Origin of the sequence: Streptomyces sp. BE303 (assembly GCF_036290945.1) — a bacterium.
GTDB lineage: Bacteria > Actinomycetota > Actinomycetes > Streptomycetales > Streptomycetaceae > Kitasatospora.
The window spans coordinates 1-22,287 of the sequence record NZ_JAQYWZ010000691.1 but is presented as its reverse complement, the minus strand read 5'-3'; the positions used below and the strand labels follow the sequence as shown (position 1 = coordinate 22,287).

The 22,287-nt window shown below is 65.6% G+C and carries 18 protein-coding genes and 1 pseudogene; 3 read left to right on the top strand and 16 right to left on the bottom strand.

Annotated elements, in window-relative coordinates; genetic code table 11:
• The 6 genes from PUR56_RS16525 to PUR56_RS16500 all read right to left on the bottom strand — a co-directional run.
• Positions 1–311, bottom strand: a 311-nt coding sequence (locus tag PUR56_RS16525; RefSeq protein ID WP_443034518.1) for a hypothetical protein, incomplete at its 3' end; no start/stop codon positions are given.
• Between the two features lie 330 nt (positions 312–641).
• Positions 642–827 carry a hypothetical protein gene (locus tag PUR56_RS16520; RefSeq protein ID WP_329949492.1) on the bottom strand — a complete coding sequence of 62 codons (186 nt, stop codon included), beginning with the start codon at positions 825–827 and terminating at the stop codon, positions 642–644.
• 97 nt (positions 828–924) lie between these two features.
• Positions 925–2,169: a tyrosine-type recombinase/integrase gene (locus PUR56_RS16515; RefSeq protein ID WP_329949491.1), complete on the bottom strand. Its 1,245-nt coding sequence runs from the start codon at positions 2,167–2,169 to the stop codon at positions 925–927.
• Complete coding sequence (locus PUR56_RS16510) at positions 2,170–2,475, bottom strand: helix-turn-helix domain-containing protein (protein WP_329949490.1); 306 nt, start codon at positions 2,473–2,475, stop codon at positions 2,170–2,172.
• Positions 2,476–3,098: 623 nt separating this feature from the next.
• Positions 3,099–3,941, bottom strand: a complete 843-nt coding sequence (locus PUR56_RS16505) for a site-specific integrase (protein ID WP_329949489.1) — start codon at positions 3,939–3,941, stop codon at positions 3,099–3,101.
• A complete protein-coding gene (locus PUR56_RS16500; protein WP_329949488.1) occupies positions 3,935–4,315 on the bottom strand; it encodes a hypothetical protein in 381 nt (126 codons plus the stop codon). The genes PUR56_RS16505 and PUR56_RS16500 overlap by 7 nt, the downstream gene beginning before the upstream one ends.
• Before the next feature lie 376 nt (positions 4,316–4,691).
• On the opposite strand from PUR56_RS16500, the gene PUR56_RS16495 reads away from it, so the two are divergent.
• Positions 4,692–6,518, top strand: coding sequence for an AAA domain-containing protein (locus PUR56_RS16495; RefSeq protein WP_329949487.1), 1,827 nt, complete (start codon positions 4,692–4,694; stop codon positions 6,516–6,518).
• A gap of 798 nt (positions 6,519–7,316) precedes the next feature.
• Here PUR56_RS16495 and PUR56_RS16490 read toward each other — a convergent pair.
• The 5 genes from PUR56_RS16490 to PUR56_RS16470 all read right to left on the bottom strand — a co-directional run bounded on the left by PUR56_RS16490 (position 7,317) and on the right by PUR56_RS16470 (position 16,325).
• Positions 7,317–7,943, bottom strand: coding sequence for a hypothetical protein (locus tag PUR56_RS16490; RefSeq protein WP_329882823.1), 627 nt, complete (start codon positions 7,941–7,943; stop codon positions 7,317–7,319).
• 55 nt (positions 7,944–7,998) lie between these two features.
• Positions 7,999–9,501, bottom strand: coding sequence for a class I SAM-dependent DNA methyltransferase (locus PUR56_RS16485; RefSeq protein WP_329882824.1), 1,503 nt, complete (start codon positions 9,499–9,501; stop codon positions 7,999–8,001).
• A 130-nt stretch (positions 9,502–9,631) separates the two neighbouring features.
• On the bottom strand, positions 9,632–11,176 hold the full coding sequence (locus PUR56_RS16480; RefSeq protein ID WP_329882825.1) for a class I SAM-dependent DNA methyltransferase: 1,545 nt from the start codon (positions 11,174–11,176) through the stop codon (positions 9,632–9,634).
• On the bottom strand, positions 11,173–12,657 hold the full coding sequence (locus PUR56_RS16475) for a restriction endonuclease subunit S (protein ID WP_329882826.1): 1,485 nt from the start codon (positions 12,655–12,657) through the stop codon (positions 11,173–11,175). The genes PUR56_RS16480 and PUR56_RS16475 overlap by 4 nt, the downstream gene beginning before the upstream one ends.
• Entirely contained in the window at positions 12,654–16,325 is a 3,672-nt protein-coding gene (locus PUR56_RS16470) for a DEAD/DEAH box helicase family protein (protein ID WP_329949486.1), read from the bottom strand. The genes PUR56_RS16475 and PUR56_RS16470 overlap by 4 nt, the downstream gene beginning before the upstream one ends.
• Positions 16,326–16,606: 281 nt before the next feature.
• Between PUR56_RS16470 and PUR56_RS16465 the strand changes: the two are divergent.
• Positions 16,607–16,825 (top strand): annotated as a pseudogene (locus PUR56_RS16465) (hypothetical protein); the annotation flags it as partial.
• 204 nt (positions 16,826–17,029) lie between these two features.
• Here PUR56_RS16465 and PUR56_RS16460 read toward each other — a convergent pair.
• Positions 17,030–19,186, bottom strand: a complete 2,157-nt coding sequence (locus tag PUR56_RS16460) for a GmrSD restriction endonuclease domain-containing protein (protein WP_329949485.1) — start codon at positions 19,184–19,186, stop codon at positions 17,030–17,032.
• Positions 19,187–19,540: 354 nt separating this feature from the next.
• Between PUR56_RS16460 and PUR56_RS16455 the strand changes: the two genes are divergently transcribed.
• On the top strand, positions 19,541–20,323 hold the full coding sequence (locus PUR56_RS16455; protein ID WP_329949484.1) for an IS5 family transposase: 783 nt from the start codon (positions 19,541–19,543) through the stop codon (positions 20,321–20,323).
• 69 nt (positions 20,324–20,392) lie between these two features.
• On the opposite strand, the gene PUR56_RS16450 is transcribed toward PUR56_RS16455, so the two are convergent.
• From PUR56_RS16450 to PUR56_RS43475, 4 genes are all read right to left on the bottom strand, one after another.
• Positions 20,393–20,761 carry a hypothetical protein gene (locus PUR56_RS16450; protein WP_329949483.1) on the bottom strand — a complete coding sequence of 123 codons (369 nt, stop codon included), beginning with the start codon at positions 20,759–20,761 and terminating at the stop codon, positions 20,393–20,395.
• 67 nt (positions 20,762–20,828) lie between these two features.
• Complete coding sequence (locus PUR56_RS43485) at positions 20,829–21,020, bottom strand: hypothetical protein (protein ID WP_443034517.1); 192 nt, start codon at positions 21,018–21,020, stop codon at positions 20,829–20,831.
• 486 nt (positions 21,021–21,506) lie between these two features.
• Positions 21,507–21,725 (bottom strand): restriction endonuclease, encoded by a 219-nt coding sequence (locus PUR56_RS43480; RefSeq protein WP_443034516.1) that lies wholly within the window; start codon positions 21,723–21,725, stop codon positions 21,507–21,509.
• A gap of 14 nt (positions 21,726–21,739) precedes the next feature.
• Positions 21,740–22,287 (bottom strand): restriction endonuclease (locus tag PUR56_RS43475; RefSeq protein ID WP_443034515.1); only part of this gene is annotated, 548 nt, incomplete at its 5' end.

The following is a 22,287-nucleotide window of genomic DNA, read 5'->3' as shown; positions in this document are numbered from 1 at the left end:
TCGACGTGGGGATGCCACAGTTCAAGGCCCTCGGGTCGTAGGAGCAGGACCGTCTCCAGTTCCTCGCGGCGCAGGTTGCACTCGGCGGTGCCCGTCTCGGCCATGGCTTTGAGCCGGGCCGTCTCCGCTTGCCGGGCTTGCTGCTGGGCCTCCTTCTCGGCTTGGGCGTCCTCGCGCTTCCTTGCTTCCTCCGCCCGGCGGCGGGCCGCCTGGCGCTTGGCCAACGCGGCCTCCACGCGGGCGGCCTCCTCACGTTGGAGGTGCTTCTCGCCGGCGGCCAGGAGCCGGGCGTGTTCGACGACGGGGTCCACCTTCCGTTTCCTGGGACGGGGCTGAGCCGCCGGCGCGGAGGCCGCCTGGCCGTTCGTCGGCTGCTGCGTCCCGCGCTGCGCCTCCGCGGCTCATGCCTGCTGCTTCAGGCGGTACGCCTCGGCGAGGATTTCCGCCACAGTCTTTCGGCGTGCCACCCAGTCCACCCCCTGGTCCATGACAGCGCGAACCCGCGTGGGGTCCGTGCTGCCTGCGCGATATGACAGCAGCCCTACCCGGATGGGGCCGCCGGAAATCCGCTGTGCGGTCGGAGCGGGATCGGAGCAAGCGGTGGGTGGCATTGTGCTGGCACCGTCGAGGAGATGGAGCGCTCATTCGGGTGGGAGGGGAGCGGGGTTGCCGTCGCGCGACGCTACCTCGCGGTTGCACAGGTCGAGTACGGCGTCCAGCGGCACGGTGATGCCAGAGGCTCGAAGGCTGCCGTGGATGTTGCGTGCCGTCTGCTCGCGGTGCAGAAGCCGGACCCAGGGTTCCGCACCTTGCTCGTTGTCTGTCACAAGTCCACTTCTACAACAGCGTGGTTGACGATGACAGGCTCGCTGCCGTAGGTAGATGGTGAGCGGCGAGACCTCGGAGGCTGCCCGTTACGGCCGTCTACTGGACGAGACGTAGATGACGAACGGGCGCCTCGGTCGCTGCCGCCTGCGAGGTAGTCCGGTCTGCTGACAGGTGCCTGCTGAGGGTTCGGCCGGCGTTCTCGATGGAGCTCTTGTCCGGGTGGAGGTAGCGCTGGGTGGTGGTGATGTGGCCGTGGCCGGCGATCTTCTGGAGGACGTGGATGGGGACGCCGGCGTCGGCGAGCCAGGTGAGGCCGGTGTGCCGGAGGTCGTGGCGGCGCAGGTACTCGTAGCCGAGGCTGACGACGACTTCGTCCCAGTGGGTGGCGTCGCGGAGGATGGCGGTGGTGATGCGTCCGCCGCGTGGTCCGGTGAAGAGGCGGGCCATGGGGTCGTTGCCGACCACGTTCATGCGCCAGTTCACGAGGTCGCGGATCTCTTCGATGATGGGGACGGTGCGCCGCCGCTTTCCCTTGGTGCCCTTGTCGATGAGGCCGCCGGGGCCGGTGGTGGTCTGGCGGCACAAGTCCCAGGTCCAGTCGAAGCGGTTGATGTCCTTGACGCGGACGCCGGAGACTTCGCCGATGCGGGCGGCGGTGCATGCGGCGAAGCGGACGATGTCGCCCCAGCCGCGGTAGTGGTTGTGGGAGCGTTCGACGAGGGCGTTGGCGAGTTCGTTGAGGGCGTCCCAGTCGGCGAGGGCGAGGGAGCGGGGGTCGTCGAGTTCGTCCTCGGCTTTCTTGTAGAGGCGCTGCCAGCCGCTCATCCGTGAGGGGTTGAAGTCGATGAGGCCGTCGCGGACGGCTTGCTCCATGATGCGGACGAGTGGGGCGAGGCTGTTCTTGACGGAGGAGATGCTGAGCCCGTCGGCGATCCACGAGTGGAGCGCCCGGTCGGTGATGCCGTTGGTGATGCTGGTGACGGGTATGTGGCCGAGGACCGGGGTGACGCGCAGCTTCCAGCCGGCGGCGTAGGGGTCGAGGGTGGTGGTCTCCAGGCCGCGCATCGCAAGGTCCCAGTTCTCGTCGCCGTACTCGGCGAGGGTCATGGTGAGGGTTGCGGGGGTGATACCGCGTGCTGCTGCCCGTTGCATGCGGGCGATCCAGGCCTCGGCTTCGGTCTCCGTGGGGACGGAGGAGGAAGCCGACTTGCGACCGCCGCCATTGGGGTCCGTCCAGCGCACGCGGGCGCGGTAGCGGAACTGTGGGCGGCGGTCAGGGCGGTGCTCGATGTCGGTGGTGAGATCGACACCCGTGGGGACGAGCCGGGTGTGGTCGGACATTCAGGCTGCCTCAGATGGGTCGGTGCGCTTCTGGGCGAGCCACAGCTGGGTGTCGGGGATGCTGTAGAGGTAGAGCCGGGGCGCGATCTGGACGAAGGGCGGTCCCTGCGGGGGAGTGGCGGAGCGCCAGCGCCGCAGGGTCGAGGGGTCGACCTTCAACAGTGCGGCGAGTTCCTCGGTCGAGTACCAGCCGCTGTGCAGGAGGTCGAACTCCGATGCCGGATCGGCCTGGTGCGCGGGGTCGGTGGCGGCTGGGGTCGGAACCGAGAGCCGGCTTACGGCGGGAACGCGGGGTCGGGCGTACATGGTCTCCCTCTGGCGGGGTGGTGGAGCCGCTTGGGCTCGGCCGGGCACGCCTACAGTCACCTGTCCGCCTGGACGGGCGGAACAGGGGTTGGCGTGCTGAACGGGGCAGACCGTACGCACGTGATGTTCTTCGAAGCGCGTCGAGACCCGGCGGGCATACCGGGTGGAAGGCGACCTGATGTCTGTGACCGCCGAGGACGGCCTACGGCCGCCGGGAGTCTGCGCAGGTCACCCAGGGCTGAGGGGCGCTTCTCGGTGCTGGCTGCGATGCACGCCGCAGGTGGCGCTCTTGCCTGGTGGGTCGCGGCCGGAGCACCCGGCGAAGGCCCGGGAGTACCCTGAAAGCGACGGCAGGCGAAGAGTCGCGGCTACGTTCCGTGACGAATGTAAGGAGTGTTGGCCAGTCGGCGCCCTACGTCGAGCCGAGGCTAACTCAAGAGCTGCGGACTTTTAATCCGTAGGCCTGCGGATTCCTCTCTGGACATCACTTTCTTGGTCGTAGGCCCCTTGACCTGGGAAGGCGTCCGTCACGGAGTGGGGGACTGGCTTGGGTGGGGTCCCGTGATGGGTGGCGAGTGAGGCGCGCGTGGGGCGGCAAAGCACGCCGACGAAACGTCAATAACTCACTCTGAGCTACGGATTCTTCTGCCTGCAATGGCGGCGGGGCGGATCCCTGAGCGCCGCTTGCGCGTCTTGGGCTGACTACGGATGCCTCTGGAGATCATCCGAGCTGCGTCGATCACCACGCGGGCCGTCGCTTCTGCGCTGAGATGGGCCGTCTCGGGCAGGACCGACGTGTAGGTGTCGGCAGTGGTGACGATCGTCGAGTGACCCAACTGGGCCTGGATGACTTTGAGATCGGATCCGCCGGTCAGGGCAAGGCTTGCCGCGCCGTGGCGCAGGTCGTGGAGGCGGACCGGCGGTAGGCCACTTCTGCGAACCATGCCCTGGAAGACGTGACCGACGTGGTCCGGGCGCAGCGGACTCCCGTAGACGTCGGTGAATACGTATCCGGATTCATTCCATTCAATTCCCGCTGCGAGTTTCTCCCTCCTCTGCTGATTACGGTGAGTGCTCAAGATACGGACGGTGCTCCCGTCGAGGGCGATCGTTCGTTCGCCGGCACGAGTCTTGACGGGGCAGGCCTCAAGGCGGCCGTTCTCTCGTTGCTGTAGCTGCCTGGCGACCGTGAGCGTTCGGCCGGAGGCGTCGAAGTCCGACCAGCGGAGGCCTACGCCTTCCCCGCGGCGTAGGCCACGCAGCGCGTACAGGTGATACAACGCGTACAAGCGGTGCCCGCTCGCGTAGGCGAGGAAGGCAGCGGTCTGGGCCGGCGTCCACACAGCGACGGGAGGGCGCTCGCCTGTTCGCTCCCACTCCGCCACTCGACCATCGGTCCACACCACCGGATGGGGGCGCGGCGCCCTCGGCAGGTCGAGGTGTCGCGCCGGGTTGGTGGTCAGCATCCCGTTGCGTACGGCAACGTTGAGGGCGGCACGCAAGGTATCGGCCGGCCCGCGCTCTGGTGCCGACGGACGATGTTGCTGAAGGCCTGCTGGACGCCCTCGTTGGTCAGCTCGCAGAGCAGTTCGTGGCCGAGCAGCGGAACGAGGTACTGCTCCAGGTGCTTGCGGTAGCCGCGCGCGGTCGACGGCCGAAGGTGCGGCTCCACGGTGCTGTACCAGCGCAGCAGCCACTGGCCGGTGGTGAGGAGCTCGCCCTGGCGCACGCGGTCGCGGTCGCGCAGGCGCTGGAGAGCCTCGGTGGCGTCCTTGCGGGTGCGATACCCGCCCCGACGCAGGCGGGAGCGGTGATCGTCGACGGTCGCGGGCCGTGGCATCGCGAGATACCAGGAACCGTGGCCGCGGCGGTGGAGGTCAGGGCAGGTCCTTCCGAGCTGTCGACCAGTGCGGGAGTCCCGGCAACCGCACCGCTTGTAGATCGTTCCAGAGCCACGCATGGTGTCCTCCTTCCGGACTTGAGGATGGACGCACAGCCAGTGTGGACCCGCGGCGTCGCAAGGCGGCCCCTGCCCGGGAGCCCCGGGATGCGCGGAGAGGACATCGCGGCCTTGTCCGGGAGCAGGGAAGCCGGCCGGGACACGTGGCCCCGGGTGCCGAACGCCGGCCGTGGATCTCGGCAATGCTCCTACGACGAACCGTCCCCAGTGGTAGGACATAGGCGACCGGGGGACGCGTACTGGCGATGGGGGGACTGTGGGCTGGCGCGAGGAAACGGTGACGGCGCTCGATTCCTGGCTCGCCGCAGAAGGCGGCACCGGGCGCAAGCCCTACTGGCGGATACTGGGACGCGCTGTCGCAGCCGGCCCCGGCGAGTACGCCATCGACATCCGCGGCCTCACCATCAACGCCGACCAACTCCAGACCGACAGCCTCCGCCTCGCGGAACCGGATGAGAACACGGTGGAAGACGGCCACCCCGTCCTCGACGTCACCCACGACGGCACCGCCCTGCGCATCCGCCTGCCCGACTTCGCAGACCCCGCCGACCCGTGCCTGTGGCTCCACCAGCAACCCGCGACGTTCCTCGTCAAGTCCCTGCGCGACGGTATCGCCGGCATCACCGACGACGGCCTCGCCGGCCTGCTCGCCCGCGGAGAGCCCGGCGGGCGACTCTCACCGCACGGCCTGCCGTCGGGCACCCTCCTGCCGGCCCAGGACCTCGCCTACCGCGCGTGCGTCGGCACCGGCCTGTGGCTCGTGTGGGGCCCACCCGGCACAGGCAAGACCTCGGTCCTCAAACGCGCCATCAGTGACCTCATCTCCGCCGGAAAGCGCGTGCTCCTGGTGTCGGCGGCCAACATCGCCGTCGACAACGCCCTCCTCGGCGTCGTGAAGGAACAGCGCCACTCTCCCGGGCAACTGGTCCGCGTCGGCCCACCGCACCTGAAACAGATCGCCGACGACCCCGAGGTCTGCCTTCCCCTCATGGTGCGAGCAAAGCTCGCCGCCATCGGCGGGCAGCGCGAAGCCGTCGCCGCCGAACTCAGCGCCCAGCAACAACGAGCCCAGCACCTCGCCGCACTCACCCTCCGCCTCGCCGACTTCGACGCCGACCACTACACCCGCCAGCGTCAACGCCTCGACGATCCGACCCTCGCGGCGAAACACCTCACCGCCCAACTCGCCGCCTACTCCGACCAGCACCGTGACCTTCAGCCCCTCCTCACGCACGCCGAGGACCGGGCCGAGCAAGCCCGACAGAGCAGCGACAACGCCGTCGGCCACCGCGCCGCCTGGGCCGAGATCGACGCGCTGGAAGCCGAAACAGCCGACGTCGAAGAGGCCGCCACCAGCGCTGAGGCCCGTGCGCTCCTCGCACACCAGGAAGTAGCCGAGGCCCAGCAGGCCCTCGACGACCTCGAAGCCAAGAAGGGCCTGGCCAAACTCACTGCGCGCTCAGCCATCGCCGCCGCCGAGAAGCACCGCGACACCACCCTCGCACGCGACCAAGGCACCTTCGACAACGCCCGAAAAGCCCGCGCCATCGCCGACCGCCACCGCCTCCAGACCCACACCACCATCACCCGGCTCAGCCGGAAGATCCTGCTCACCCGCGACGACCTGGCCGCCATCGACACCGAACTGCACCAGGCCGACACCGCGCTCCGCCGGGCCCGCGACGCAGAGGAGGAAGCGGCCGCCCGCATCGTCCACCTCGACGAACAACTGCGCCTCACCCTCGCCGCGTCCGACGACGTCAAGCGGGCCGAACGCCGCGGCCACCCGGCCACCCACGGTGAAGCTCAGGCCCTCCGATCCCTCGTAGCCGCCGACAGCGCCCGCCAAGCCGCGCTGATCAAGCAGCACCGCGAACTCCACGAACAGTACGAACGCCTCGCCCGCGACGCACAGGGCCAGATCATCCGCGAAGCCCGCCTCGTCGCCACCACCCTCGCCAGATTCCGCACCAACCCGACAGTCTTCGAAGGCCCCTACGACGTCGTCCTCGTCGACGAGGTCGGCGCCGCCACCCTGCCCGAAGTCCTCCTCGCCGTCCGCAGTCGTTCGGGCCTGGCGTGAGGAGGTATGGCCCGCGACCCGAACGACGGCTCAGGAAGGGTACCGAGACCTTGTTCGCGGACCGTACTGGTATCCCCGCTCGGACCAGGTTTTCGGCCGTACCTGGGCCCCGTTCGGCCGGACGCCGACTGTGTACCGCACTGGCAACCGCTTCTCGGTCAACGCGATGTCGGCGATCAGCCCCGCGGGAAGGTGTGATTCACCGTCTACTGGGGATTGTTTGCCGCCGAGGTGTTCTGCGACGTCCTCGACCGCTCAATCGGCAGTTTGACCGCCCCATCCACTTGGTCGTCGACCTGCACTCCGTCCAGCGCAGCAAGAAGGTCTGAGCCTGGCTCGCCGGCCATCCAGGCCGGATCACCCGGCACCTGCTGTCCGCCTACGCGCCGGAAACCCGGACGTGCTGGTCAACGCCGACCTGAAGCGGACCCTACTGCCGGCCTCCCGAGCCCGCAACGCCGACCAGCTCGCCGACGAGGTCCGGCGCTTCTTTCGCCGCCGGCAGAAGCAGCCGCACATCGTCCGCGGCTACTTCCAAGGCCCTCATGTTCGGTACATCACCAAGGTGCCGGAAATTTGGCATTTCCCGTCAAGTAAGCGTGTCCACCCATCAGGGAGAAAGCCCGATCGCTCGACGTCTAAGGACGCGATGTGGCGCGGGTAGCTGGTCATGCACCTGCAGTGGCAAGGCAAGTCGTCTGAGCAAAGCCTGCCGAGTTCTTCGATTAGTCAAATTGACTTGCCACCGCTGTCCGACATCGACGCTCGACAACCTGGCTAGAACCTGGGGTCAGGGGTTTAGCGGATTGCTAGTGCGAGAGCCTGGACGAGTTGTTTGATCCAGTGCACTGCGTCGGCCGCCTCCTGCTGGGTAATACGGCGCCGGTCGCCGGTGACAGTATCGGTCACATCGGATTCGTGAGAGATTTTGTTTCGGCGCCATAGGACCTCGCCGTGCCGCTTGGAGACGTCGGCCTTGGCCATGCCCAGATGTTGGGCGACCATGTTCCACATGGCGCTGGCACTGGTGTTGGGAAGGATGAGCTGGAAGGCGCTGCCGATGTCTTCGTAGTTCTGGTAGGTGCGGCGGCCGAGTTCAGCGCTGAGTGCCTCCCGGAACACTGTGGCCATCGGCTCCCGGTTGTGCTGGATGCGTTCGATGTACTTCCAGGGCATGGGGAACTTCTGAAGCTGGGTAGGCCGATCAGCGGAGGTATCCATCACGATCGCCACAGCTTTCGCATAGACCTCAAGGTGGACCCAGTGGTCGAGGGCGGAAACAGCCTGAACCCAGGCGGCCCTGCACAGATCGCCCTTGAGCGTGTCGTTCATGTGGTGGGCTGCGTCCACCATGCCCTGGGCGTACGTGATGTTTTGGAGAAACTGATTATATTGCGGAGTGCTTGGCGGTGCGGGAATGGTCACAGCGGGGCTCCTCAGACATGCGCTGGTGCAAGGTCAGTTGTCGGTCAGCTGCAAGCTAGGGGAGTTCCGCAGCCAGGTCCGCGAAGATTTGTCTAGCCTCGGCCAGGCTCTCTGCGATCTCGCCAGCGATCTCTTTGGCAGGCCGTAGCGGTTCGACCGGCGCCTGCGGGCCAGCAGCGAGATTGAAGAGCTGGAAGCGGCACGCCTGGAGATCGGCATAGGAGTGCGAGCCGAAGTATGTGCGTGGGCTTCGCTCATGCCGGGGCAGGCCGGCGGCGTACGCGTCAACGAAGTCGTCGAGTTCTGTTTCAGTGAGGGCTTGGGTAGTGAGGCTTCGGGCGTCGTAGATCCACAGTCGGGACGTTGCTGCGGTGCCGGTCGGCGAGGGCGAGCACTTGGTGAAGAACAGCACATTGGCCTTGACGCCGCTCAGGGAGGTGCCATTGCGGAAGCTACCTGCGGGCAAGCGGAGCATGGTGTGCAGGTCACAGGTCTGAAGGAGCGGGGGAAGGATCTTTTCAGCGGTGCTGCCAGTCAGCACACTGTCTGGCACGAAGACAGCGGCACGTGCGCCGACGGGCAAGCCGACAGCGATGTGCTGGAGGAAGTTTGCCGGGAACAGCGGTGTAGGCAGCAGGTCGTGACGGGAAGTCGGGCGCGGTGTGTTGCTGCGGAAAGGCGGATTGCAGAGGACTACGGTCGGGCTGGGGGTTCCTGCGGGCCGGTGGATCACGGCACCGCCAGCTGCGAGGGAGTCGCCGTGCTGGATCGGGGCGGGCGCGGAGAACGGGCGACGGGTGTTGAGGAGGATGTTCATTGTGGCCAACCGCACCATCTGGTGGTCGCGGTCCTTGCCCGCGTATGCGGTCTCCGGAAGATGGCCGGCTGTGCCTGCCATCTCGCGATACGCGGCGAGTAGGGTGCCACCTGTGCCCGGCGCCGGGTCGAGAACGGTGTCCTCTGAAGTGATCAGTTGGGTCTGCGCGATCGCTCGCAGCAGTGGGCGTGGAGTGATCACCTGGCCGGTCTCCCGCTTGGAGTCGACCTCTGCAGCGCAGAAGCCCGTGAGCAGGATTTCGTACGCCTCGCCGAGTGCTAGCAGGTTGCTGGACCAGTCGTAGGGGTCGATCTCGTCAGTGATCAATGCTGCCAGGTGAGCAAGGTGCTGGGCATTCCAAATATGGGAGTCACGGAAGATGGCGACCGTGGTCGACAGCTCGGGGTGCTCGACGGACTGGTCCAGCTTCGCCAACTCGGTGAGGACCAGGGTGAGCTGCTGACGCAACTCCTCGCCCGTCTTGGTCGCCAGCTTGGGCCAGCTGTACCCGGCGGGCACGACGCCAGGCTGGGCGAATCGTCCCTGTCGCTGAGAGCGCTCGTAGTCGAGCTTGAGGAACAGCAGGTAGGTTAGGTGCTCCATGAACAGGAGCTTGCTGACACCTGAGTACGTCAGCCGGGCAACGAAGAACTTACGGAACCGGTCGGCGATGCCCACCGGACTCCAGTCCACCACTTCGTCGTCGGACAGCTTAGCGGCGAAGTACGCGTTTGCGGCCATGCTCTTCCCCAAGGACCGGCTGCTCACGGCAGCGACGTGCGTATGACGGTTACAGGAAAACGCTGGCGGCCCGATGAGGGCAGACTGGCTGCCCTCATCGCGCCGCCGGTAGTGCGGGTCCGGCTTGGTGCTATGCGGCGTCGTCCCCCTTGTCGCCGGGGTTGGCGGTGCGGCGTGCGGCCTTGAGGGCCTCGGCCACGATGGTGAACTCCGCCAGCGCGTCGGTGAGGTCGTCCACGATCTCCTGAGCGATCACGTCCGGGGAGGCGATCGAAGAGGAACCGGCCTTGCTGTCCTGAAGCACGGTCAGGTCAAGGTTGACCTTGTCGCGCTTGATCAGCTCCTCGTAACTGTAAGGCTTGAAGTGGGCACTGGCGATGCGGTTTTGGTGATCGCCGTTGCCGGACTTGTACGCCTTGACGAAGTCGTCGAGGTGCTCGCGCTTGAGGGGGCGCTGCTTGAGCGTGAACCTTTGGTCGGTGCGGAAGTCGTACACCCACAGCTGCTTGGTGGCGGGGGACCCGTCATGTCGTGGGCCTGGCCTGTCGAAGAACAGGACGTTGGCCTTGACGCCGCCCGCGTAGAAGATGCCGGTGGGCAGGCGCAGCAGCGTGTGAACGTTGCAGGTGTCCAGCAGCTTGCGGCGGATCTCCGCGCCAGCCCCGCCCTCGAAGAGCACGTTGTCGGGCAGGACAACGGCGGCTCGGCCGTTCGTCTTGAGCAGGGTGTAGATGTGCTGGACGAAGTTCAGCTGCTTGTTGGTCGTTGTTGCCCAGAAATCGCTACGCGCGCCGTACGCCTCGCCGGTGACCGAGCCGACCCCGAACGGTGGATTGGCGAGAACGATGTCGTGGAAGACGATCGGAGACTTGGCCAGGGAGTCCTGAACGGTGATCAGAGGCTTGCCTTCGGAGCTGCCGATCCCGTGCAGCAGCATGTTCATGAGCGCCAGGCGGGCCGTCTCGCGGACCAGCTCGTAGCCGGTGATGGCACCGGTCTGGAGCCTGCGACCAGCGTCAGAGAACAGCTCGGACTCGTAGTGCTCGACAAGGTATGCGTACGCGGCGATGAGGAAGCCGCCAGTCCCACAGGCCGGATCGGTGATGCTCTCCCCGAGCTGGGGTTCGAGGCAGTCGACCATCGCGTCGATCAGCGGTCGAGGGGTGAAGTACTGTCCTGCGCCGGTTTTCCGGTCCTCGGCGCCGCGCTGAAGCAAGCCCTCGTAAGCGTCGCCCTTAAGGTCGATGTCCTCACGGTTCCAGGTGTACTTGCCGATCAGGTCCTTGATCAGACGTTCGAGGACAGCCGGTTCGTGGATCTTGTTCTGGGCCTTGAGGAACACCTCGCCGAGCATGGTCCCCGGGCGCTGGCCGAGCTCCCACAGGATGTGCTCGTACTGCTCGATCAGTGGCTCGGCGGAGCGAGTCATCAGACTCGGCCAGTCCTTGCCCTCCGGAACGATCCGCTCGACCCCAGTGCTGCGTCGCTGGAAGCGAGCGGGCCGGTTGGTCTTCTCGTCCGCCATCTTTAGGAAGAGCAGATAGGTCAGCTGCTCGACGTAGTCAAGGGTGGACACGCCGCTATGACGCAGCAGCTCGCAGTACGACCAGAGCCGGTTGACGAGCGTGCTGGTGTACTCGGTCTGAGATTGAAGCGGGGCGGGGGTGGGGCTCACAGCGGGAATTCTCCCTGATCGGGCGCAGTGCTCTTGCGGGGGCGGAGGGTCCGCTTGGACTTGGCCGCAGCAGCAGCTGACTGGGCAGCGCCGATGCGAGCCAGCACGGTGGCGGCAGGCTCATCTGTGGGGTCCTGGGGGACCAACTGGCCGGCGAGCGCGGTTGCGAGAAGTGAGGACCGGAGCTCGACGGCCCGGACGAATCCGTCACGCGCAAGCTGCTCGCCCGCAGCGGCCGTAGCGAGACGTACTTCGATCTCCTTGACCAGGTTCTCTTGGATGTCTTTGGGCGGGAGCGGGACGGGGAGGAGCTTGATCTTTCTCAAACTGATGGAGGCCAGGTTCACCACCTGAGACCCGTTGCGATCACACCATGCCTTTCCGAAGCTATTGGCATGCCAGGCCAGGAGCTTCGGATGCAGTCGCTCGTTGCGGATTCGCGCGCGGAAGACGTGGTTCTGGTGGATGCAGTCTGCAATTTGCCCCTCCCAGATCCAGCCGCGGCCAAGCTTGTCCCGGTCGCCACCCTCGTTGAGCAGCACATCACCAGCTTGTAGTCGCAGTGCCTCCGCCTTCGCCGGTGGCACACGGATCGTGGTTACCGTGTCGAGCTTGAGCGCGCCTCGTTGGACGTTCGCCACTCGGAGATAGGGCACCTCGACAAAGCTGGGGTCACCTTGCTTCTTGCTGTCTTTGGTGACCCCGCCGACTACTTCAGAGATCTCGCCGAGTCGAACCCAACTCCAGTCCGACGGGAGGTCGGGAAGATCACCGTCAGAGACACCCGCATTGGCGAGTGGATGTGCGGTCAAGTCTGAAGCGGAAACGAAACCGCCCAGTGCTCCCTGGCCAGCAATCTGCTCCGCAAGCAGCAAGGACGTTGCCAGGGCTACCCGAGTGCTCGCCTCACCGGCATCGATTCGTGCAACGTACTCGTCGAGCTTCGCGACGATACGCGCCTGCTCGGCAGTCGGCGGCACTGGAAGCATCATGTCCATCAGCCATGGAACCTCGAGTGAGGCCACCGTGGTTCCGCGCTTGCGGCAGTTCGCGAGGATGTAGTCCTCGCGGGCCCGCAGGGCCCACGCCAGCCAACGAGCGTCGATCCCATCAAATGGGCTGACCGCCTTCATATCCTGGTTGAGCGTTGTCGCGAATGGGACCAGGGCGATCGGCACTTTCCGCTCGAGAATGCCGGAGCGAACCACGAGGGCCACTGAATTCGCTGGCACCCGCTTTACCGGCGATGCGTCCAACGCGGAGGAGTGAATCAGGTCCTGCGTGCTGGCGATTGTGTCCGCGCCCATGTCCTTCGGCGACAGCCACGGAACGGTTCCGTCCTCCCAGAACTCAGGACGTCGCTTCGAGGGGGTCCCCCCGCCATACCAGACCCCGAGATCGCGGAGCCGAGCCCAAGCCCATCCCGTGGGCAGTTGGTCCCCGCCGTCGAGTGCAAGTTCAACAGTCCCCGCGCCCGTCACGCGCTCAGCTCCCTGTCCAGTTCGCCCAGAATTTCGTCAGCCCGCGCTTCACCGAAGGCAGCCAGCAGGCCGTCCACCCCGTTCCGTACGCTGAACGGCGGGTAGTCAAGGTCGTCAACGTCGAAGCGTACATGGGCGGCGGTGGCTGACGCGATGTGACGAAGCCACCACAGCTGGTTGTCATTGAAGCGGGCCCCGGCCTGCTCCTGTCGCTCCAACCACGCCGTGAACCGCTCCTCTACCAGGCGTGCGTACAGTCGCGCCGGCGGCGCTTCGGCCGGCGCGTTCGCCTCACTGTTCAGCTCGTACCTGATCAGGGCGACAAGGTCGGTCACACCCGCTTGAACGCCAGGCTCCCGCACTGCGAGTCCCACCTGCTCGTATGCCTTCCAAAGCCGCTCCGGTGTCCAGGCACGCGGTGGTCGGGCCAGGTCTCGGGCAAGCGCCTGCAGATGCTCAAACGCGGCGCGAGGTGTCACGCCAGGCCGGTCATACGCGGCACTGAATACCGCAATCTCGTCTTTGTGCTCCTTAAGGTACGTCCGCCAGCTGGCGAGGGTTGCCAGGGCGGTGTCCTCGTCCTCAGGCACCGCGCCAGCGTGCACAAGGCGGTCTTTGCTCGTCTCGTCGTACAGGATGTCCTTGGCTCGCCGGATATCGAGCAGCAGCTTTCTGAGCTTCTCATTGCCAGCCAGTGGCGCCAGAGCGGTTTCCACGCGCTGCCGCACCTCTGTGTCCCCCGCGGCACGACGTGCCTGCGCGTCCGCACCCGCGAGACCTGCGGCTTCCTCACCTGCTCGCCGCGCTGCCTCCTGGCCGTCGACTGAGACCGCGTCGACCAGCCCCCGGACGATATCCCGCAAGGGCTTGGCTGCGACCTTGGCGACATCGGCCTGCTCGACTTCAGTCAGCTGCTTTTCCAGGCGTGAAAGGCGCGCTGCCATTGTGGAGATTTCACTGTCATCCAATGTGAGAGTCGCGCTCTTTTGCAGAAGTCGCGCCAAGCTGATCTGGCTCTCGGTATGCCGCTCCAGCGGGCCGGCATCGATCTTGGGCTTCTTCGTGACGCCAACTGCATCCACGATCACAAACCGAGTCTTTGGGCCGACACCCGGGGTTACCCGCTCGAATTCGGTCAGCGGTAGAGTGCGAGCCCCCCGTCCCTTCATTTGCTCGAAATATGCCCAGCTCCGCACATCACGCAGAAATAGCAGGCACTCTAGCGGCTTGACGTCAGTACCTGTCGCGATCATGTCTACCGTGACGGCGATCCGCAGCTGCGGCTGATTTCGGAAGGCTGACAGGAGCTCCGCTGGCCGCTTCGACTTGTGCGTGATCTTTGCGCAGAATTCGTTACCCTTCCCGAAGGTATCTCGGATTACTTCGACGATTTCCTCGGCATGGTTGTCGTTCTTTGCGAACACCAAGGTCTTTGGTACCATGATCTCGGATTGGACTAGCTGTCCGCTTTCGGAGCGCTTTCCCCGTTCGGGAAAGATTTCCGTGAACAGCTTGTCCCGGAAAGTACTGATAACCGTCCGCAGCTGATCCTTCGTTATCACGCGAGTGCCGACGTCTGTCGCGCTGTACTCATAGTCTTCGTCAATTTCTTCGTACCGCTGGCGCCGAGTGCGCCGATCCCTTACGGGGATTCGGCCCTGCGCAATTACGCCGCCCTTCCCCGTGATCTCCGTCTCGATCTCGTAGACGTTGAAGTCGACATTCACGCTGTCCGCAACGGCCTGCTCATAGGTGTACTCACTCACCAGATTGCCATTGAAGTAGCCGAACGTCTGCGCCACCGGAGTCGCCGTCAACCCTACGATAGGCGCGTCGAAGTACTCCAGCACCGAACGCCATTTGCCGTAGATCGACCGATGGCACTCGTCTACGATCACGAGATCGAACGCCTCCGGAGGGATGTCCGCGTTGTATCCCACGCTAAGGTCACTTGGCGCGTCGTACGGATCGGCGATCGGATCGCCCTCCGCCGGCTCAGGCAGCTCACGCCCAGTTAGCGACATGTATAGCCGCTGCACCGTGGACACGACGACCTTCGATGAAGTGAATATTCCCTCTGCGCCCAGGCGCTGAACATTGTACAACTCTGTGAACTTCCGCCCACTTTCCGGTGTTACATAATTTTCGAACTCCGCTCGGGCCTGGATGCCGAGATTGTTTCGGTCAACCAGGAATAGCACTCGTTCTGCCCGGGCATGCTTCAGGATCCGATAGGAGAACGTCACTGCGGTGAACGTCTTCCCAGCGCCCGTAGCCATCTGGATCAGTGACCGGCTCTGCCCCAGCCCAGATCCCTGACCTCGACCATCAGCCAGTGAGCGCTCCACACCCCGCACGGCCTCCACCTGCGCTGGCCGCAGCCCTGCTACATCCAGCTCCGGCATCCGCAGCCGCAACCGAGCCCGATAGCTTGGCGCCTGGGGATCTTCCTCTGCCTGTCGCATCCACCGTGACAGAGTCCGCGGCTGGTGGAAGGAGAAGACACGGCGCGATCGCGAATCCGGGTCCAGCGTGTTGCGGAACCGAGTCTCGCCCCCGTCGCTCGCATAGCGGTAGGGCAGCTCCGCCCGCCAGGCCGCCAATCGTTGCCCTGCGGACAGCCCCTCTGCGTACTGGTCAGCCTGGCCCTCCGCTGCTGACAGATCGGATCCCTCCCGCTTGGCCTCGATCACCCCCACCAGCTTTCGGTCCACATACAGCAGGTAATCAGCTCGCCCGGAGGCCATCGTGACCTCCCGAACCGCCACCCCGCGCTCCTTGACGAACAGATTCAACTGCGCGTCGTGGTCCTGCACCGACCAGCCTGCGTCCCGCAGCATCCGGTCTAGCTGCTCACGCACCTGCACCTCAGTTAGCGGCTCCCGGGACGCGATCTCGGCATTGCTCAGCAGCCGTTCCCGTTCCGCCACCGAAGTCGCCATCGTCCCGGGCAGAGGCTGGGAGCGATTGTCGTCGAAGCGACTGCGGAGGCCGGCGAGTTCGCTTTGCATCGCCGTCACGATCTCCGTGAGGCGGTCCTGCTGAGCTCTTGCATCGGCGAGTTCGCGCTCCGCTGCATGACGGGCATCTTGCTCCGCGTCAGCGTGCGTGGCCTTATTCTCGAACGTGAGTCGCGATGCAGCGAGCGCGACTTTCGCGGCTTCGATTTCTGCATCCAACGCCGCCGGATTTGGCATGGAGATCCGCGGTTGGGGCGGCACGAACGGGCGCTGCTCACGCGAGCCAGTGAGCAGCCGATCGAACCATACTCCTAGCCGAAAGCAGGATTGCACAGCACGGAAAGCCGCCTGAGAGTCGGCCAAATTATTGTGCACGGCGTCATTGCCCAGGCCGCGAATTTCATGGAAGGCCGTACTGACAGTTCCGTGTAGATAGCCCTCGCGCTCTAGCGCCCGCAAACGATCTACCTGACGATCTCCCTCGATCCGTACCCGGCCGCGCCTTACCAAGTCAGTGGCCAGGACCTCCCCAAACTGGCGGACTTTGAAGAGCGAGACATTAGGGTCTTCGAAGACAAGCGACTCTGCACCCGCACCGTAGGCCACGAGCAGTGGTAGATGAGGCAGAAGGAAGCCGAAGTTCTGAGACCGCTGAGCCAGCTCTACCAGCTTTGGATCAGGTACTTCAGTCGCACTGCTTCCACTCATCGAACAGTCTCATCCTTCGTATCAGCCCGCCGTGTGATCAGTCTCCGAGCGTAGCGGGGGCCACCCATGGGTGCCCCGGATTTGCCTGACGCCGCTACCTCGACGCTACCCTGCGCGGCTACACCATTGCGGGATCAGGGAGTCGTGGACCTGTCCATCGCCTGGTTTCGTAGTGGCTTTCGTTGTGCGGTTAGGTCCTTCTGATGATGGCTGACTCGTGCTTCGGCGATGATCCGTTCGAACTCCACCGGTGGTTGTCCGCCGGCTGCACTGTGCTTGCGGACCTCAACCAGGAAGGCATCCGGTCGCTGATCAAGCGCGACATCGGCAACCTTGCTGCCGCCAACCTCGACCAGCTCACCCGAGTCGTCAAGCACAAGCTCAAGCAGATCCAGTACCGCCCGCACCTGGTCGACGGCTGTCTCACCGGCACCAAACTCACCTTGGACGGCTGGCCGACATTACCCAATCAAGTTCAGTGCCTGACCCGCAAGTGCTGATCGCCGGCCTCACGGCGGAACGTCAAGACCTGCTTACTCAGGTGAGCGAGCTGGCCGACGGCGTCGAATAGGCGCAGGGCGGTTGGTCAGGCACCCGGGTGTACCGTCGCTGACCCGCCCCCAATCCAAGTGGGTGAGCGCCTGGAGCCGCATGCAGACGATCCCAGGCGCTCAACCATCGCTTGCCGATACTCGAAGGGCACGCTATTCCAGCAGTCCTCGTTCTAGCGCCCGTCGACGGAGGTTGAACAGGCTCTCCCAACCGTGTTCGGTCTCTACCTGCCACAGCTTCCAGCCGTTGCAGGAGCCTCGATTGAGCACGATCTGACCGGCGGTGGAGAGGCTTTCGTACGAAGCGCCGTTCTCCAAGCGGACTCGGCCGTCGCTGAGGAGGACGGCCTTGTAGGTGTTGCCCTTGTTCGTCGCCCTGAGCATGCTGTCCGCCTTCAGGAGACCGCTGGCGATGAGCTGGGCCGGTGAGATGCCGTAGTGCGCGCGCCTGGAGGCAGGCCTGGCCTCCGCCACACCCTGGGGCACGCTCAACCCTAGGCCTGTCGGCTCCCAGATCAGTTCACACAAGCGCCGGTACAACTGCTGCCGCTCCCCGATCGCGGAGGGCGGAAAGGTGTCCGGGTACGGACGGACCTGCTTGGCCAAACCGTGAAGGTCGAAGAAGCGTTGCAGGCGCGGGTGTCTCGTGTACACCGCCGGATGCAGAGAGGCGGCCAGCACGTTCTGCCGCTGGTAGTACTCCACCTTGCGTTCGTAGACGTCGTCCCGGTAGCTGGCGTTGTCCGACTTGGGGAGGAGTAGCAGTGCGCCCAGTCTGTCGCGCTGCTGCCGGAACCGTTCCTCGCTGCCCACCTCCTTGTGCCGCTCGTAGTGGTTCTCCCAGATGTGCTCGATCTCGTGAGGGCTGGATCCAGCGAGGCCGAGATACTCGGCGGTGCGGTTGGGGTTCTGAGTGCCTTCCTCGGCGAAGGCCGTCATCCGGGCAAGCAGGTAGCGCACCTGCTTGCGGTTGTCACCGCGAAGTCCGAAGGTGTTCAGCCCCGAGAAGTCGTACCCCAGCTCCGCCACTTCGCGACCGAGCACGGCTGACAGCTCGTCGATCCCCGCCGCATCGCGGACCAGCGGCACCAGCCGCGTGATCTCCGGCATGAGCTCGACGTTCTGAATTGCCGCGCTATTCGCCATCCGGCGGGCCAGAACGAGGTCGAGGTAGTCCGCGACCAGCCGAGCTTTCTGCCTGAAGGTGTCATCGTCGTCGCCCGGGTTCATCACTGCGGTCAGCAGCAGGAACTGTGCAGTCAGACCGTTGTCGGCGTTGTACCGTACCGACTCCAGCCCGGGCACCAGCTCGGTGGACGCCCGTTGGATCAGGGCGTACCTCTTGGCACACGGGACCAGGATGTCCGTGATGAAAGCGCGGTACTGGTCCGGCCGGCGCAAGCCCAGAAGCTCGCTGTGCTCGCGTACCCACTCGTGGAACGCTCCGTCGATCTGCTCGACACCCGGAGTAGTGGGATCGACGTAGCGTGCCTGCAGCAGTGTCTTGACGAAGTCGCTCGGCGAAGCCCCGTCCTTCGCCAGGCAGGTGAGCATCGCTCGCCAACTGGCATTCATGTCGGCGTGGTTCTGGCCCGCTCTGGAGAGCAGGAAGCTCTTGAGTAGATCGAGGGGGGTCAGGCGGGCTCCCCGATCGTTCATCGTCTCGAAGATCTCCCACCCGTGGTCCCGGTCGTGTGCCTGGATGTCTACTAGGCAGACGCGGGACAGCAACCAGTCGGTGAAGTAGGGCAACGGCTCGCCGCGCAGGATGTCGGGGAAGTCCTCGGCGAGATCGCAGCCGCGTTCCCACAGGTTCCTGACCGACGGTGATGTGCCGTTGGGCAGGCTGAACTCCTTACCCAACAAGAGGGCATCCATGCACACGGCACGTTCCGCGACATCCAGCGTGAACGAGCGCTTGCCGAATTGGCGGGACCAGATCAGCTTGTCGAGCTCCCGAGCGTCCTCTTCGAGGTCGTCATCTTCCAGCATTAGTTTGCGCAGGTGCGTGAGCAGAAGCAGCAACGAGGTGAAGCGCTGCTGTCCGTCCACCAGGTAGGTGATGTCGCCCTGGTAGGTGACGATGGGCCCCAGGAAGTAGGGCTCGTAGTAGCGAACCTTGGAACGCTCATGTCCTGACTTCCAATGTTCGAGAAAGCGTCTCGCCAGGTCATCCAAGAGCTCCTGCATGTTGCGGCGCGACCAGGTGTACTCCCGCTGGTAGTAATCAAGCCCGTACCGCACGCTGAACAGCTGGCTGACCGACGCACCTCGGCCGTCCACCAGTTTCGGGTCCCGCCCCTCGACCACGCGTCTTCCCCTTACCGTCACTGGCCCACTCAACTGAGCCCACTGGCACGGTACGTGACTCAGACGACACTGCGAGCACTATTCAGAAGCCGTTGTCATATCGATCTTGGTGGACGTGGGTTCGACTGTGCAGCTCGGTCGGGTGATCTTGCCGTGTGCCGGGCATGAAGACAGGGCCCCTGGTGCAGCTCGAGGTTGTCGAGACCGTGAGCACGCCAGGAGGCCCTGTTGTCGCACTTGTACGCCCTCGCACGCGCAGGTTCCAACTCGGCTGTCCGGGAGTGTGATTGTCTCGCTCACCGGTTCGAGAAAGCCGGGGACCGCTCGCAGAGGCATCCGAGGTACCCGTCGGACATGAGCGACGCGGAGTGGGCCGTCGTGTGGGACGCGATGCCCGTGCCCGCCTGGTTGGAAGGCCGCGGTAGGCAGCCTGAGGGCTACTGCCACCGCCGGCTGGTCGACGCGGTGCGCTACCTGGTCTCCACAGGCATCACCTGGAGGGCGATGCCTGTGGACTTCCCCGCCTGGGAGCGCGTCGACGCGTTCTTCCGGCGCTGGCGGGGCAAGGGCCTGGTTGGCGAGTTCCACGACCGGCTGCGGGACCGGGGCCGCGAGGCGGCTGGCCGCGATTCGGAACCGACCGCGGGCATCATCGACTCCCAGTCGGTGAAGGCGGCGGCGTCGGTGGCGGCCTCGAGCCGGGGGTTCGACAGGGGGAAGAAGGTGAACGGCCGCAAGCGTCACATCGTCGCGGACGCTCTCGGGCTGCTGCTGACGGTCCTGGTCACCGCGGCCTGCGTCACCGACCGCGAGGCCGGCCGCACTCTGCTGGCCCGACTGCCTCAGCAGCACTGGCGCATCACGCTGGTGTGGGCCGACGGCGGTTGCACCGGGTGCCTGCTCGACTTCGCCCGCGACGCCTGGCGGATCGCGCTGACCGTGGTCCGACGCAACGACGACGCCGCCGGGTTCACCGTGCTGCCCAAGAGGTGGCTGGTGGAGCGGATGTTCGCGTGGCTGATGCGCTCACGCCGCCTGGCCCGCGACTACGAGGCCCGCACTGACACCTCCGAAGCGATGATCCGGTGGTCGATGAGCATGGTCATGAGTCGCCGGCTCGCCCGGCGAGAACACTGAACGTCCCCGGAGGATTCCCGATCGGCTAGCCCCGCGCGGCGAGGCGCTTGGCCTTCGACCTCACTCACTCTACCTTCGCCGCGACCACCTCCAGCCGAGTGCCGCAGCGAGCCGGCGACAGTCCATCTGCTCCCCGCTTTGCGCCAGGACCTCCACGAGCCGCTGGTAGTCCGGCGCGAGAGAGTCGAGAGCGAGCCCTTCCCGCCAGGCGGGAACCACCGATCCGGGCACTTCCCTTGCGACCCGCGCAGGCCGTTCACTGGTCATCTCGGCCAGTGGCGCTTTCTCGCCTGCAGGAGGTTCTGCCAGGATCTCGGTCATCGTCTGACAGGTAATCACGAACCTTTCCCACGCGGCTTCCGCCTGCCGCAGCTCGTCCTGCATATCCTCCACCTGCTGCCGGACAGCACGCTCGCGTTGCTCCAGCAACCCCATCACGGATGGCCTCCGGGACCTCCATCGAAGAGACGACACGACACTCCGTCTCTGCCACCGAGGCCCGCCGCTATGCCTGAACAGCGAAAACACGCCCGCCACTATCGGAAAGACAACGGCTTCTCAGCTCGAATCCGCTGCTCTGCCCGGACTCGGTGCCACCGGCCTGCGGGGCCGGGGAGACCCAGGTGGCCAGGGCGGTCTCGTTGTTCCCCAGGTCCCGCGCCACCTCCGCCAGCGTCCTGCCGGTCTCGGCCACCATCCGCACAGCCCCTCACGGAACTCCGCGTCGAACCTCCTCCTCTTCTCCGCCATGACTCCCAACTTCCCCTTCAGCCACGGCCTCTATGCTAGGAGGGGAGGGTCAGGGGTCGTGATCCCCTTGGAGGGTTGGAGGGTACGCGGCGTGCGGGGACGGCCTGGGGACCACACGCCGCAGATCAGCTTGCGCAAGGCCTGGCCTTCTGCACGGGCAACGCGTTCCGTTCAATGCATGGCAGGCTGAGATCAACATCGCCGGGCGACTGGGGGTCAAGGGGTCGCAGGTTCAAATCCTGTCGTCCCGACAGTGATGTCGGAAGGCCGTTGGCCGGGAGAAATCCCAGGCCAGCGGCCTTTTTGTTGATGGCCCGACAGGTGATGGGCGGCTGCGATGCCGCCGCTTTGCGATCTTGCTGGGGACCAGCCGGGGACCGCAGCCATCGGCCGAGGGCCGCCGCAACCCGGTGCGGCGGCCGCGCGTTCGCACCTACACGAGGTCGCCGGCCTGCCAGCCCGGGGGGACCTTGGGCAGCCCGATCAGGGCGTCGATGGTCAGGTGCTCGGCGAGCAGGGCCTTGAGGTTGCGGCCGTCGATGAGGCGAAGGCGGCCGTTGCGGTGGGCGAAGTCGTAGCTGTCCTTGCCGAACCACGAGGTGGTGACGACGATGCCGTAGCCGGCGCCCTTGTCCTGCATGACGCCCGACATGGCGCGGACGGTGTTCACCGGGACCACGTGGAGCGTTTGGCCTGGATGGCGAAGATGGTGGATCCGGTCGGGTCGGCCAATGTCGCGACGGCGTCCACACCGTCGTCGCGGGAGCCCTGGGTGCGCCAGGTCTCGTAGCCCATGGCTTCGAAGAGTTCGCGGACCAGGCGTTCGAAGTCGTAGGGGTTCATCCGGAGCAGGTCGGGCCGGCTGTCGAGGGTGGCCACCACGGCCGTGTCGGTGATGATGCGGTAGCGGGACAGGTCCGCCTCGACGATGGGTGTGACCGGTTCCAGGTCGTGAGGGTGCTTGGAGACGGTGGCGCCGAGCCGGTGGAGGCACTGCTGCGGGTCGAGACGCGGTTCGTCCAGGACCAGTTCGGCGAAGTCCTTGCGCTGGGCGACGACGCTGACGACGCACACCCGGACGGCCTGGCCGGTCGTCGGATCGGTGGCGTTGACGCGGCCGTTGAGGATGACGGTCTCCACGAATGCTGCCGGTGTGGCGGTGAACGCCTCGTCCAGCGCCCGGAGGGCCAGGCGGGCCACCAGCCGGGCGTAGG